Source organism: Xanthomonas sp. WHRI 10207 (genome assembly GCF_040202975.1).
GTDB lineage: Bacteria > Pseudomonadota > Gammaproteobacteria > Xanthomonadales > Xanthomonadaceae > Xanthomonas.
The window spans coordinates 89962-102624 of the sequence record NZ_JBEGDX010000001.1 but is presented as its reverse complement, the minus strand read 5'-3'; the positions used below and the strand labels follow the sequence as shown (position 1 = coordinate 102624).

Sequence of the window (12663 nt, the reverse complement as noted above, 5' to 3'; positions counted from 1 at the left end):
CAGGAGGCTGCCCATGAGCCGTTACTACGACAGTTCCGCGCAAAAGAAACCGCTGAACCTGACCATCAACTCGGACCTGGCCGCACAGGCACGGGCGATGACCGGCAACCTGTCGGCAAAGGTCGAAGAACTGCTGGCCGACTACGTCACCAAAGAGCGCGACAGCCACAGCGCCAGAGCGATGGAGTTGCAGCGCGCTGCGAGCGAATGGAAGACCTTCACCGACACGCACGGCTCCTTCGCCGACGAGTTCTCCACGTTATGACCGACCAGTTCGATGTCTACGCAAACGTCGGACAGAACAAGAACATTCCCTACGTGGTCGTGGTCCAGTCGAAGATCTTCGACGCCTTCCCCCGCCGCGTCGTCGTGCCCTTGGTGATCAAATCCAAGCACTCCCCGACCCCGTCCCGCTTCACTCCGGAACTCACCGTCGCCGGCCAACGCGTCATTCTGCAACCCCTGGAAATGACCTCGGTGCCGCTCGCAGTGCTCAACAACCCTGCCGGCTCCCTCAAGGACCAAGCCCAGACCATCATCGACGCCCTGGACGAGCTGTTCACCCGCTCATTCGGCTAGCCATCTCGCCAATACGGGCAAGCGAGCGCATCGCGCAAGCGCCTCAACCAACCACCCAACTGCAAGCCCCCTTGAGTCAAGGGGGCGCGGCGACAGCCGCGGGGTTCTGGCATGCCACGGAGCGGGACCCGCGTTTTGTACTGCCGCAGGCGGTACGAAGCGTGGGTGTCTGCTTGGGGGCGAGCGCCCAAAGAAGGCAGCGATACAGCAGTAAGGATCTGACATGCCCATCAAATCGCTGGACGCACCATTCAACCACTCATTCGACTAATCATTCCGCAATTGGGGCAAGCGAGCGCATCGCGCAAGCGCCTCGACCAACCACCTAACTGCAAGCCCCCTTGAGTCAAGGGGGCGCGGCGACAGCCGCGGGGTTCTGGCATGCCCGGAGCGGGGCCCGCGTTTTGTACCGCCGCAGGCGGTACGAAGCGTGGGCGCCTTAAGCTTTGGGCGATGCCCAAAGCAAGGCGGCGGAGCCGGCCGATAAGCCGGGTTCTGTCGTGGACAGTCATTCGTCTAGGCGCTACGTCACCGCAGCGCTCAAGCAACCTACCCGGATCCAGCGCGGGCCACGCCAATGGATCCCTATTTGGTCTTGCTCCAGGTGGGGTTTGCCGTGCCGGTCCGTTACCGGACTCGCGGTGCGCTCTTACCGCACCATTTCACCCTTACCACGCGCCTCTTGCGAGACCGTTCGGCGGTATCTCTCTGTTGCACTTTCCGTCGGCTTGCGCCGCCCAGGCGTTACCTGGCACCTTGCCCTATGGAGCCCGGACTTTCCTCGGCACCCTTGCGAGTGACGCGACTGTCTGGCCGACTCCGCCGGGGCGCATTCTACGCTATCGCCACAATCCAGAACGGCGCAGCGTTTCCAACCGGCCATTGACCGTAGGAGCGCACCCGGGCGCGACAGCCTGACCGAAAAAGCGTCATCGCCGATCACAGCGCGCTCGCGACGACCACCCTAGCCGCCATACAACGCCTTGCGCGGCGCACCGGTCAGCTCGGCGGCGAGCTTGGCGGCGGTGGACGGCGGCAGGTGCTCGGCGAGTTTGGCGTAGACGCGGCGGCCTTCGGCGAGTTGGCCTTCGGCGGCGTCGGCGGCGCCCTGCACCATCACCACAAACTCGCCCTTGCGCTGGTTGTCGTCGGCTTCGACCTTGGCCTGCAACTCGGCCAGGCTGCCGTCGAGCACGGTTTCGAACAGTTTGGTCAGCTCGCGGGCGATCACCGCAGGACGGTCGTCGCCAAAGGCGAAGCGCAGGTCGGCCAGCGAGTCGACGATGCGGTGCGAGGATTCGTAAAACACCAGGGTGCGGGTCTCACCGGCCAGGTGCGCCAGGCGCTCCCGGCGCGCAGCGCTCTTGGCCGGCAAAAACCCCTCGAAGCTGAAGCGGTCGCTGGGCAGGCCAGCCACGCTGAGCGCGGCAATCGCCGCGCAGGCACCCGGCACCGGGCTGACCTTGATGCCGGCCGCGCGGGCGGCGCGCACCAGCTTGAAGCCGGGGTCGCTGACCAGCGGGGTGCCGGCGTCGCTGACGATGGCCAGCGACTCGCCCTCACGCAGGCGCGCCACGATGCGCTCGGACATCGCCTCTTCGTTGTGGTCGTGCAGGGCCAGCAGCGGGCGGTCAATGCCGAAATGGCTGAGCAATTGGCGGGTGTGGCGGGTGTCTTCGGCGCAGATCGCGGCCACGCCACGCAACACCTCCTGCGCGCGCGGCGACAGGTCGGCCAGGTTGCCGATCGGCGTGGCGACCACGTGCAGGGTTCCAGGGGACATCATCAGCGGTCTTCCGGGGGCAAAGGGTAGAATCGTAGCGGTTTTCAACGGACCGCCCTGGCGGTCCCTGTCCAATGGATCTGAAATGAACAAGCGTGTTGCAAGGATCTCCGCCCTGTCGTTACTGGTCATGCTGGCGGCCGGTTGCGCCACCAGCAGCGTCACCCAGACTGCCTCGCCGACGCAGAGCGCGGCGTTGGCGTTGCTGGACCAGGGCAAGCCGCGCGAAGCGGCGCAGCAGCTGGAAGCCGAAGCCGCCGGTGCCAGCGGTGCGCAGCGCAGCCGTCTGCTGGCCGCGGCCGCATTCGGCTGGCACGACGCTGGCGATGACGCCCGCGCACGCACGCTGCTGGCGCAGGTCAACGCGCGCCATCTGAGCGGCGAAGAACGCGCACGCTTCGAGCTGCTCACCGGCGAGCTGGCGGTGATCGACAAGCAGGCCGCGCAGGCGCTGCAGGCGCTGGGCGACAGCCCACAGGGGCTGACCCAGCCGCTGCAGACGCGCTGGCTGGTGGCACGCGCCGCCGCACTGGAAGCCACCGGCGACCTGTTCGGCGCCGCCGCCGACCGGGCACGCGCCGATGCCAGCCTGACCGGCACGCCGCGCAGCGACAACCAGCGCGCCATCGTGCGTCTGCTGGCGGCGCTGGACGATGCCACGCTCAAGGGCCGCACCGCCGCGCTACCGGCCGGCGACCCGCTGTACAACTTTGCCGGCCGCGCGTTGATCAGCCGCGGCCTGGCGTTGCCGCGCGCATTCGATCGCGATGCGCAATGGGGCTTCGACACCAGCAAGCGTCCGCCGGCCGAGCGCGACGGTTACCGCCCGCCGGTCAAACTGGCAGTGCTGCTGCCGCTCACCGGCAATCTGGCCACCGCCGCCGCGCCGGTGCGTGATGGGCTGCTGGCTGGCTACTACGCCGAAACCCGCCGCCGCCCGGAGGTGCAGTTCTTCGACACCACCGGCACCGCCGCCGGTGCCAATGCCGCCTACGACAAAGCCGTGGGCGCCGGTGTCGATTACGTGGTCGGCCCGCTGGGTCGCGACGAAGTCAGCGCATTGTTCGCGCGCGGCCAGCTTGCCGTGCCGGTGCTGGCGCTCAACCGCCCCACCGACAACAAGGCGCCGCCCGCTGGCAGCGCAGGCTTCTCGCTGGCACCGGAAGACGACGGCATCATGGCCGCCGAATATCTGCTCTCGCGCGAACGCCGCAACGTGCTGATCGTGGGCACCGGCGACGACAACGGCAAGCGCACCATCAAGGCCTTCCGCGACCGCTTCACCGAACGCGGTGGCAAGGTCGCCGGCAGCATCAGCGTGGCCGATGCACCGGGCGACATCGGTGCGCAGCTGCGCAACTACGGCACTGCCGATGCGGTGTTCCTGGCGGTGCGCGGCAATACCGCGCGCGCGCTGGCGCCGCAGCTGGCCTTGAGCGGGTTTGCCGGCAAGTCGCGCGTGGGCACCTCGCAGTTGGTGGCCGGCACCGGCAAGGTCGAAGACGACCTGGCGCTGGACGGCATCATCTACCCCAGCGAAACCTGGACCGCACTTGGCGTCTCCGGCCTGCCGGCGGCCAGCCAGGTCGCCAGCACCCTGCCCAGCGCACGCGGCCCGGCCGCACGCCTGTTCGCGTTCGGCTACGACGCCTGGAAGATCAGTGCATATCTAGAAAAGCTCGCCACCGGCACCGACGGCGGCCTGCGCGGCGCCACCGGCACCTTGCATCTGGACGGCTTCGGCAATGTGCTGCGCACGCCGGCATGGTCCACTTTCAACGGTGGCCGCCCGGTGCCGATCGCCGACGGCCGCTAAGTCATGCCGGCAGCGCGCCAGCAACGTGGTGCGGCAGTGGAAGCGGCCGCACGCGTGATGCTGGAGCAGGCCGGCTTGCGCCTGGTGGTGAGCAATGCCAACTACCGCGGCGGCGAACTGGATCTGGTGATGCGCGATGGGCCGGCGCTGGTGTTCGTGGAAGTGCGTTACCGCAGCGACAGCCGCTTCGGCGGCGGCGCGGCTTCGGTGGATGTGCGCAAGCGCCGCAAGCTGGTACTGGCGGCGCAGTTGTTTCTTGTCTCTCACCCTGCACTGGCGGCGCTGCCGTGTCGCTTCGACGTAGTCGAAGCCAGCGGCGAACCGCCGGTGCTGCACTGGATCCGCGACGCCTTCCGCGCCGACGATTGCTGATGCTTCAGAAGCGCGACTAACGACGTTCGATGCCGACCATCATGACCCACGCCGCAGTGCCGCTGGCACTGTGGTACGCCAGCGAACGCGGACGCATTTCGCCGCGTTTGCTCGGTGCCGGCATCGTGGCGGCGATGCTGCCCGATGCGGATGTGCTGGCGTTTGCGTTGCACGTTCCGTATGCCGATGCGTTTGGTCACCGCGGTGCCAGCCATTCGTTGTTGTTCGCCAGCGTCATCGCAGTGCTCGGCGCGGTGGCACATCGCAGCCTGCGTGCGGATGTCGTGCAGGCAGCGGTGTGGCTGTTTGTCTGCACCGCATCGCACCCGATCCTGGATGCGATGACCTCCGGCGGGCTCGGCGTGGCGTTGGCCTGGCCGTGGAGCGAAACGCGCTGGTTCGCGCCGTGGCGGCCGATTCGCGTCTCGCCGTTCGCCAACGGGTTTTTCAATACGCGCGGCTTGAACACGCTGCTCTCCGAGCTGCGTTGGGTCTGGCTGCCGCTCACCATCGCAGCGCTGGGATTTCGATGTATCCAGCGCGCGGCACCACAGGATCGCCCGCAATGACCGATGTACTTCCCACCGCGCTAGCCGAGCTGTTGGCCGCGCGGCTTGGATCCGATGGCTGGTTGACTGCCGACGATGCGCGCCGCCGTTATGGCGAAGACGATTCGCGTCGCTGGGCATTGCCCGCCGCGGTGGCGCTGCCGCGCGATACCGACGATGTGGTGGCGATCGTGCAGGCATGCCGCGCGCATGGCGTGCCGATCGTGGCGCGCGGTGCGGGCACCGGCACCACCGGCGCGGCGGTCCCGTTTTCCGGCGGTGTGGTGGTGTCGATGGCGCGCATGAATCGCATCGTGGCACTGCGCCCGGAAGACCGCTGCGCCGTGGTGCAGCCGGGCGTGCTCAATGGCGATCTGCAGCAGGCCTTGCAGCCGCATGGCTTGTTCTGGCCGCCGGATCCGTCCAGCGCGGAAATCTGCAGCATCGGCGGAAATCTATCCACCAACGCCGGTGGTCCGCGCGCGGTGAAGTACGGCGCCACCCGCGACAACGTGCTCGGCCTGGTGGCGGTGACCGGCACCGGCGATGTCATTCGCTGCGGCGGTGCGTACACCAAAAATTCCACCGGCTACGACCTCACCCATCTATTGGTCGGCAGCGAGGGCACGCTGGCGATCATCGTCGAAGCGACCTTGAAGCTGACCCCGCGTGCAGTTGCGCAAGCCGGGCTGCGCGCGTTGTACCGCGATGCCGCCAGCGCTGCGGCCGCGGTGTCGCGGCTGATGGCGCAACCCACCACGCCGACCATGCTGGAATTCATGGATGCCAGCGCCATCGCGTTACTGCGCCGCAATGGCAGCGACGTGCCCGAGGCTGGCGCGATGTTGTTGATCGAAGCCGATGGCGATCACGACACGCTGCCCTACGCATTGCAGGCCTTGCACGATGCCGCCGATGGCGACGGCGTGCTCAGCCTGGACATCGCCGCCGATGGCAGCGCGCGCGACAAACTGTGGGCGGCACGCCGAGCGTTGTCCCCCGCATTGCGCACCATCAAGCCCGGCAAGATCAACGAAGACGTGGTGGTGCCGGTATCGCGCATCCCGGAGCTGGTTGCAGGTGTGGAAGCGCTGGCGGCGGAATTCGCTCTGCCGATCGTCGCCTTCGGCCATGTCGGCAACGGCAACCTGCACGTCAACATCATGTACGACCCGGACGATGCCGATGAAAACGCGCGCGCGCATGCGGCATTACCGCGCGTCTTCGCGCTAGTGCTGTCGTTGGAAGGCACGCTCTCCGGCGAGCACGGTATTGGCGTGGCCAAGCGCGATTTCATGACCCAGGCCTTCAGCGCGCCGACGCTGGCGGCGATGCGCGCGATCAAGGCCGCGCTGGATCCGGATGGGATCTTGAATCCGGGCAAGGTGCTGCCGCCGGCCTAGTGCGGTTGTTGCTTCAGCGCGTCACACCGATAAAGCGCAGCCCCACGCCCGGTTCGGTGACGATGTAATGCGGGTCGGCAGCGTCGTCGTGCAGTTTCTGGCGTAGCTTGCCGACCAGGATGCGCAGGTAGTGGGTGTCCTCTTCGTGGGTGGGGCCCCACACTTCGCGCAGCAATTGCGGTTGGGTCACCACGCGGCCGGCATGTTTGAGCAGCAGCGCGAGCAAGGCGTATTCCTTGCGACTCAACGGGATGGCTTCGCCATTGAGGGTGACTTCGCGCAGGCCCAGATGGATGTGCAGGCGGCCATCGTCGAACACGCTTTCTTCCACCGTGTTGCCGGCACCGGCCTGACGCAACAGCGAGCGGATGCGCGCCATCAGTTCCTGCACGCCGAACGGTTTGGTGACGTAGTCGTTGGCGCCGGCATCGAGTGCGGCGACCTTTTCGGTTTCGCCGGCGCGCACGGTGAGCATGATCACCGGCACGTTAGACCACTGGCGGATCTCGCGCAGCACTTCATGGCCATCGCGGTCGGGCAGGCCGATATCCAGCACCACCAGTTCGGCACCCTGCCCGGCCAGCAGTGCAAGCCCCTCTTCGCCGGTGCCGGCCTGCAGCACGCGGTAGCCCTGCGCGCGCAGGCTGATGTCGAGAAAACGGCGGATCTGCGGCTCGTCGTCGACGATCAGCACGCGGGCGGGCGGGATGGCAGTGGTGTCAGTCGGCATCGGGGCGAGGTGGCGCGGCAGGAACGAGCAGCGGCAGCGTAATGCGGATCGTGGTGCCGTGACCATGCGCGCCGGCCAATGCCTCGACGCTACCACCGTGCGCGCCGATCATGCCCTGGCAGATGGTCAGCCCCAGGCCCGTGCCGTGACGGCCACGGTCGCCGCGTTCGACGCTATAAAACATGTCGAAGATGCGCGCGCGCTCGTCTTCGGGAATGCCCGGGCCCTGGTCGCCGATATCGACCTGCAAGGCGCCGCTGCGTAGCTGCGCCTGCACGGTGACGGCCATGCCAGGTGGCGAAAATTTCGCCGCATTTTCCAGCACGTTGAAGATGGCCTGCTCCACCAGCGCCGGGTGCACCCAGATCGCCGGCAGGTCGGCCGCCAGGTCCAGTTGCAGGCGCACATCCGGTTGGTAGCGCTGCAGGCGGCGGGTGGCCGAGCCGATCAACTCGTCCACGCCGATCCAGTCGCGATTCAAGGTCAGCCCGGTGTGGCCGAGCTTGGTCATGTCGAGCAGGTTCTGGATGTAGCGATCCAGGCGCTCGCCTTCGAGCTGGATGGTATCGAGCAAGGCGTGGCGATCCTGCGCATCCATCGCATCGCCATAACTGGCCAGGCTGCTGGCCGAGCCGATCATCGAGGCCAGCGGCGAGCGCAGGTCGTGCGAGACGGACGACAGCAATGCCGAGCGCAGGCGTTCGGTTTCGCCGCTCACGCGTGCGCCTTCCAGGTCGGCGACCAGACGCGTGCGTAGCGCGGCCTGACCGATGTCGTCCACCATCGCTTCGGCTAGCCGACGTTGCTCCAGGCCAGGACGCTGCACGGTCTGCCGGAAGCGCAACGCCGCCACGCCCAGACTGCCGCGCTCGTGGCGTACCGGCAGGCACCACCATTGCGCACCGGCCAGCGTGTCGGTGAAGCGGCCCGCAGGTTGCCCATGCCGCTGCGTCCACTCCGCCGCGCTGCGATCGAGTGCGCCGAAGCTGGCCGGTGCGTCGCTTTCGCGTTGCTCCAGGCGCAGCCAGACCTCGGCATCCAGTGCGGTAGTCAATGCACGGCGGCCGGCTTCCAACACCTGGCCGAGATCGGCGGCCGTGCTGAGCTGGCGGCCCAGCGCCTGCAGCGCGTTGGCATGCGCATTGGCCGCACGCAGCGCCAGCACCTGGCTACGCAGCCGTGAGGCCAGGCGCCCGGCGACCAGTGCGGCAATCAGGAACAGACACACCGTCACCACGCCCTGGCGCGCACTGATGTGCAAGGTGAAGCGCGGTTCGATGAAGAAGAAGTTGTAGGCGACAAAACTCAGCAATGCCGCGATCACCGCAGCGGCCATGCGCGTGCGTGACGCGACCAGCACCACGGCGACGATGAACACCATCGACAGATCGTCGATATCGGTCCAGCGCTGCAACAGCCAGGCCACAGCCACCGCACCGGCGGCGGCGATGGCGGCAAAAGCCAGGTCGTAGCCCTGCAGCCAATGGCGTGGATTGCGCCAGCGCTGACGCGCACGTGCACGCGCATCGGCGGAGCTGACGATGACCAGTTCGTAATGCGCGCCACGTTGCAGCAATTGCTGGGTCAAGGTGCGGTTGAACATGCGCGCCAATGGGCGCTCGCGGGTACGCCCGAGCACCAGGGTCGACACGCCGTTTTGCGATGCGAAATCCAGCAAGGCCTCGGCGACATTGGCGCCATGCAGTAGTGCCGTGTCGCCACCCAGGCGACGCGTCAGTGCGAAGGCGCGGTCGATCTCCAGCTGCCAGCCGGCATCGGCCACGGTGCGCGTCTGCACGGTGACCACCGTCCACGGCGCATCGCGGCGTTCGGACAATCGCCGCGCCACCCGCACCAGATACTCCGAGCTGCCACGCCCATCGATGGCCACCACCACACGGCGGCGCAGTGCGGCGGTACCGGGCAACCCACGCGCGGCCTGGGTATCACGCAGATCGCTGTCGACGCGGTCGGCGGCGGTCTGCATCGCCAGTTCGCGCAGCGCGGTCAGATTGGATGGCGAAAAAAACGCCTGCAAGGCCTGCGTCGCCTGTTCGGGCAAATAGACCTTGCCCTGCTGCAGGCGCTCGATCAGTTCGCGCGGCGGCAGATCCACCAGCACGATGTCGCGCAGACGATCGAACACCGCATCGGGCACCGTTTCGGACACACGTACGCCAGTGATGCGCAGCACGATGTCGTTGAGGCTTTCCAGGTGCTGGATGTTGACCGTGGTGTAGACATCGATGCCGGCATCCAGCAGTTCGACGATGTCCTGCCATCGCCGCTCGTGACGGCTGCCGGGCACGTTGCGATGGGCCAACTCGTCGATCAGGGCCAGGCGCGGTTTGCGCGCCAGCAGCGCATCCAGGTCGAGTTCTTCCAGCGTGCGGCCCTGGTAGCTCACGCGTGTGCGCGGCAACAGCGGCAAGCCGTCCAGCAACGCAGCGGTTTCGCTACGCCCGTGGGTCTCCACAATGCCGGCCACCACGTCCATGCCCTGCCGCAAGCGCTCGCGCGCCCGCGACAGCATGGCGTAGGTCTTGCCCACGCCGGGCGCCGCGCCCAAAAACACCGTCAGGCGCCCGCCGTGTTCGCGTTGCAGTTCGCCGATCAGCGCGTCGGCTTGTTGGGTGCGGGCGTCAATCATCGGAAATGGGGAATCGGGAATCGGGAATCGGGAATCGGGAATCGGGAATCGCAAAGCCTACAGTGGCCTGGTGCGCTTAGCGCTTTTGCTTCACCCCATTCTCTATTCCTATTTCTCCATTCCCAGCCTGATCCAACGCAAGATTCAAGGCCAGCACATTCACCCGTGGCTGGCCAAGCAGACCGAACTGTGGCGCCTCGGTGGCGGCTTGCAGCAATGCGGCGACGCGTTGCTCTGGCCAGCCGCGCGCGGCGGCGATACGGCGTACCTGCACCTGCGCGCCCGCCGGGCTCAGATGCGGGTCCAGGCCGCTGCCGGATTGGGTCAACAACTCGCTCGGCACCGCATCCGGTGCAATCCCGTCGCGTGCGGCGACCTCCGCGCGTGTGGCGGCGATACGTGCCTGCAGGTCGGGATTGGAGCGCGCCTGATTGCTGCCGGCCGCCGCAGTGAGGTCGTACTTGGTGGCCGATGGACGCGGCTGGAAATAACGCGCAGCAGTGAACGGCTGCGCGACCAAGGCCGAGCCGACCACGCGCGTGTCCTGGCGCAGCAACGAGCCGTGCGCCTGGGCCGGAAACAACGCGCCGGTGATGCCAGTGGCGATCAGCGAATACGCCAGGCCCAAGCCGAACAGGATGAACAGCGCGAGGATCACCGAGGCGCGTAACGCACCGTCATCGCGCAACGGCAACGCAGTGGAACGCGTATGAGTAGAAGACGTGGTCATGGCTCAGGCACCCAGGGTGGCGACAAGCGCCAGATCGATCAGTTTGATGGCGGCAAACGGCAGCACGATGCCGCCCAGCCCGTAGATCAGCATGTTTCGGCGCAACAAGGCGGTGGCGCTGGATGGACGAAACCGCACGCCACGCAAGGCCAGCGGAATCAACGCCGGAATGATCAGTGCATTGAAGATCAGCGCTGCCAGCACCGCATGCCGCGGGCTGGACAGCTGCATCACGTTGAGTGCGGCCATCGAGGGAATCGCCGCGGCAAACAACGCCGGCAGGATCGCGAAGTACTTCGACACGTCGTTGGCCAACGAGAAGGTGGTCAACGCACCGCGCGTGATCAACTGCTGCTTGCCCACTTCAACCACCGCCAGCAGCTTGGCCGGATCCGAATCCAGATCCACCATGTTGCCGGCCTCCTTTGCCGCCTGCGTGCCAGAGTTCATCGCCAGGCCCACGTCGGCTTGCGCCAGCGCCGGTGCATCGTTGGTGCCGTCGCCAACCATCGCCACCAACCGACCGCCAGCCTGCTCGGCACGGATGCGTGCCAGCTTGTCTTCCGGGCGCGCTTGCGCAATGTAATCGTCCACACCGGCTTCTGCGGCAATGGCGGCAGCGGTGAGCGGGTTGTCGCCGGTGATCATCACCGTCTTGATGCCCATGGCACGCAACTGCGCAAACTTTTCCTTGATGCCCTGCTTGACCACGTCGCTCAATTCGACCACACCGAGCACATGCCGGCCTTCGGCGACCACCAGCGGTGTGGCGCCGCCGCGTGCCACTTCTTCGATACGCCCGTTCAACTCCGGCGACACCGTGGCGCCCTGTGCCTGCACATACGCCACGATGGCATCGCCGGCACCTTTACGAATTGCGCGGCCGGCCAGATCGACACCCGACATGCGCGTCTGCGCGGTGAAAGCGATGAAATGCGCGCCTTCCGGTTCGACAGCCACAGCACCTTGTTGGCGTGCGAGCTTGACGATGGATTTGCCTTCCGGCGTGGGGTCGGCCAGCGAGGCCAGCATCGCGGCATCGCGCAGCTGCGCACGGTCGATACCAGCCAACGGATGAAACGCGGTGGCCTGGCGGTCGCCGTAGGTGATGGTGCCGGTCTTGTCGAGCAACAACACGTCCACGTCGCCAGCCACTTCCACCGCCTTGCCGGATTTAGCCAGCACATTGGCCGACAACGCGCGATTCATGCCGGCAATGCCGATCGCCGGCAACAGGCCGCCGATGGTGGTCGGGATCAGGCACACCAGCAATGCGATCAGCAGCAGCGGGTCCAGCGTGACGCCGACAAAGCCTGCGATCGCCGGCAGCGACGCCACCACGATCAGGAAGGTCAACGTCATTGCGGCCAGCAACAAAGTCAGCGCGATTTCGTTCGGCGTCTTCTGCCGATTGGCGCCTTCCACCAGCGCGATCATGCGATCCAGAAAGCTGTGGCCGGGTTCGGCCGTGACCTTGAATACGATCTCGTCGGACAGCACGCGTGTGCCGCCGATCACGCCACTGCGATCGGTGCCGGCTTCGCGCAGCACCGGTGCCGATTCGCCGGTCACCGCCGCTTCGTTGATGGTGGCAAGGCCGCGCACGATCTCGCCATCGGCCGGGACGAATTCGCCTTCGGACACCATCACGTAATCGCCCGGACGCAGCTCGGCCGCCGGCACGCGGGTTTCGCGCCCACCCAATGCGGTTTCGACGCGGCGCGCGATCAGGTCCTTGCGCGCACGGCGCAACGATGCCGCCTGCCCACGGCCACGCGCTTCGGCAATGGCTTCGGCAAAATTGCCGAACAACACCGTGACAAACAAGATCACCGTCACTGCCCAGCCAAAACCCGCATTGCCATAGCCACTGGCGGTGATCACCGCTGCCAGCAGCGTGCCGCCCATCACCACCGCCATCACCGGGCTACGCAGCAGATGCCGTGGCGACAGCTTGATAAAGGCCGCACGCATCGCTGCGATCAGCACCGCAGCATCGAACAACGCTGCGTCACCGCGCTCGCGTTTTTCAGTTGTATCGATCGTAGACAT

The 12663-nt window shown here is 66.7% G+C and carries 11 protein-coding genes and 1 other RNA gene; 6 read left to right on the top strand and 6 right to left on the bottom strand.

Annotated elements, in window-relative coordinates:
• The first annotated feature begins 13 nt into the window (after nucleotides 1–13).
• Nucleotides 14–265 carry a type II toxin-antitoxin system CcdA family antitoxin gene (locus ABQU90_RS00405; RefSeq protein ID WP_055850909.1) on the top strand — a complete coding sequence of 84 codons (252 nt, stop codon included), beginning with the start codon at nucleotides 14–16 and terminating at the stop codon, nucleotides 263–265.
• On the top strand, nucleotides 262–579 hold the full coding sequence (locus ABQU90_RS00400) for a CcdB family protein (RefSeq protein WP_323521653.1): 318 nt from the start codon (nucleotides 262–264) through the stop codon (nucleotides 577–579). The genes ABQU90_RS00405 and ABQU90_RS00400 overlap by 4 nt, the downstream gene beginning before the upstream one ends.
• A gap of 468 nt (nucleotides 580–1047) precedes the next feature.
• On the opposite strand, the gene rnpB is transcribed toward ABQU90_RS00400, so the two are convergent.
• Together rnpB and rsmI are read right to left on the bottom strand one after the other, a co-directional pair.
• Nucleotides 1048–1400, bottom strand: an RNA gene (gene rnpB, locus ABQU90_RS00395) — RNase P RNA component class A.
• 143 nt (nucleotides 1401–1543) lie between these two features.
• Nucleotides 1544–2365, bottom strand: a complete 822-nt coding sequence (gene rsmI / locus ABQU90_RS00390; protein WP_055850904.1) for a 16S rRNA (cytidine(1402)-2'-O)-methyltransferase — start codon at nucleotides 2363–2365, stop codon at nucleotides 1544–1546.
• A gap of 82 nt (nucleotides 2366–2447) precedes the next feature.
• Here rsmI and ABQU90_RS00385 point away from each other — a divergent pair, with 82 nt between their 5' ends.
• From ABQU90_RS00385 to ABQU90_RS00370, 4 genes are read left to right on the top strand one after another with little or no spacing between them, the layout of a single operon-like run.
• The gene (locus ABQU90_RS00385) at nucleotides 2448–4178 is read left to right on the top strand and encodes a penicillin-binding protein activator (protein WP_323521652.1); all 1731 of its coding nucleotides are present in this window, start codon (nucleotides 2448–2450) and stop codon (nucleotides 4176–4178) included.
• A 3-nt stretch (nucleotides 4179–4181) separates the two neighbouring features.
• Nucleotides 4182–4550 carry a YraN family protein gene (locus ABQU90_RS00380; protein WP_323521650.1) on the top strand — a complete coding sequence of 123 codons (369 nt, stop codon included), beginning with the start codon at nucleotides 4182–4184 and terminating at the stop codon, nucleotides 4548–4550.
• 29 nt (nucleotides 4551–4579) lie between these two features.
• The gene (locus ABQU90_RS00375) at nucleotides 4580–5119 is read left to right on the top strand and encodes a metal-dependent hydrolase (protein ID WP_323521649.1); all 540 of its coding nucleotides are present in this window, start codon (nucleotides 4580–4582) and stop codon (nucleotides 5117–5119) included.
• The gene (locus ABQU90_RS00370; RefSeq protein WP_323521647.1) at nucleotides 5116–6501 is read left to right on the top strand and encodes an FAD-binding oxidoreductase; all 1386 of its coding nucleotides are present in this window, start codon (nucleotides 5116–5118) and stop codon (nucleotides 6499–6501) included. Before ABQU90_RS00375 ends, ABQU90_RS00370 begins: the two co-directional genes overlap by 4 nt.
• A gap of 13 nt (nucleotides 6502–6514) precedes the next feature.
• Here ABQU90_RS00370 and ABQU90_RS00365 read toward each other — a convergent pair whose 3' ends face one another.
• The 4 genes from ABQU90_RS00365 to kdpB form a co-directional block, all read right to left on the bottom strand.
• Nucleotides 6515–7231, bottom strand: coding sequence for a response regulator (locus ABQU90_RS00365; RefSeq protein WP_055850891.1), 717 nt, complete (start codon nucleotides 7229–7231; stop codon nucleotides 6515–6517).
• Nucleotides 7221–9881, bottom strand: coding sequence for a DUF4118 domain-containing protein (locus tag ABQU90_RS00360; RefSeq protein ID WP_323521645.1), 2661 nt, complete (start codon nucleotides 9879–9881; stop codon nucleotides 7221–7223). The genes ABQU90_RS00365 and ABQU90_RS00360 overlap by 11 nt, the downstream gene beginning before the upstream one ends.
• 76 nt (nucleotides 9882–9957) lie before the next feature.
• Nucleotides 9958–10611, bottom strand: coding sequence for a potassium-transporting ATPase subunit KdpC (kdpC, locus tag ABQU90_RS00355; RefSeq protein WP_323521644.1), 654 nt, complete (start codon nucleotides 10609–10611; stop codon nucleotides 9958–9960).
• Between the two features lie 3 nt (nucleotides 10612–10614).
• Nucleotides 10615–12663, bottom strand: a complete 2049-nt coding sequence (gene kdpB, locus ABQU90_RS00350; protein WP_115528200.1) for a potassium-transporting ATPase subunit KdpB — start codon at nucleotides 12661–12663, stop codon at nucleotides 10615–10617.

Bases quoted from the DNA above. Each gene is read 5' to 3' on its own strand.
- ABQU90_RS00405 (WP_055850909.1), top strand. From the start codon at position 14: ATGAGCCGTTACTACGACAGTTCCGCGCAAAAGAAACCGCTGAACCTG.
- ABQU90_RS00400 (WP_323521653.1), top strand. From the start codon at position 262: ATGACCGACCAGTTCGATGTCTACGCAAACGTCGGACAGAACAAGAAC.
- rsmI (WP_055850904.1), bottom strand. From the start codon at position 2,365: ATGATGTCCCCTGGAACCCTGCACGTGGTCGCCACGCCGATCGGCAAC.
- ABQU90_RS00385 (WP_323521652.1), top strand. From the start codon at position 2,448: ATGAACAAGCGTGTTGCAAGGATCTCCGCCCTGTCGTTACTGGTCATG.
- ABQU90_RS00380 (WP_323521650.1), top strand. From the start codon at position 4,182: ATGCCGGCAGCGCGCCAGCAACGTGGTGCGGCAGTGGAAGCGGCCGCA.
- ABQU90_RS00375 (WP_323521649.1), top strand. From the start codon at position 4,580: ATGCCGACCATCATGACCCACGCCGCAGTGCCGCTGGCACTGTGGTAC.
- ABQU90_RS00370 (WP_323521647.1), top strand. From the start codon at position 5,116: ATGACCGATGTACTTCCCACCGCGCTAGCCGAGCTGTTGGCCGCGCGG.
- ABQU90_RS00365 (WP_055850891.1), bottom strand. From the start codon at position 7,231: ATGCCGACTGACACCACTGCCATCCCGCCCGCCCGCGTGCTGATCGTC.
- ABQU90_RS00360 (WP_323521645.1), bottom strand. From the start codon at position 9,881: ATGATTGACGCCCGCACCCAACAAGCCGACGCGCTGATCGGCGAACTG.
- kdpC (WP_323521644.1), bottom strand. From the start codon at position 10,611: ATGACCACGTCTTCTACTCATACGCGTTCCACTGCGTTGCCGTTGCGC.
- kdpB (WP_115528200.1), bottom strand. From the start codon at position 12,663: ATGTCTACGATCGATACAACTGAAAAACGCGAGCGCGGTGACGCAGCG.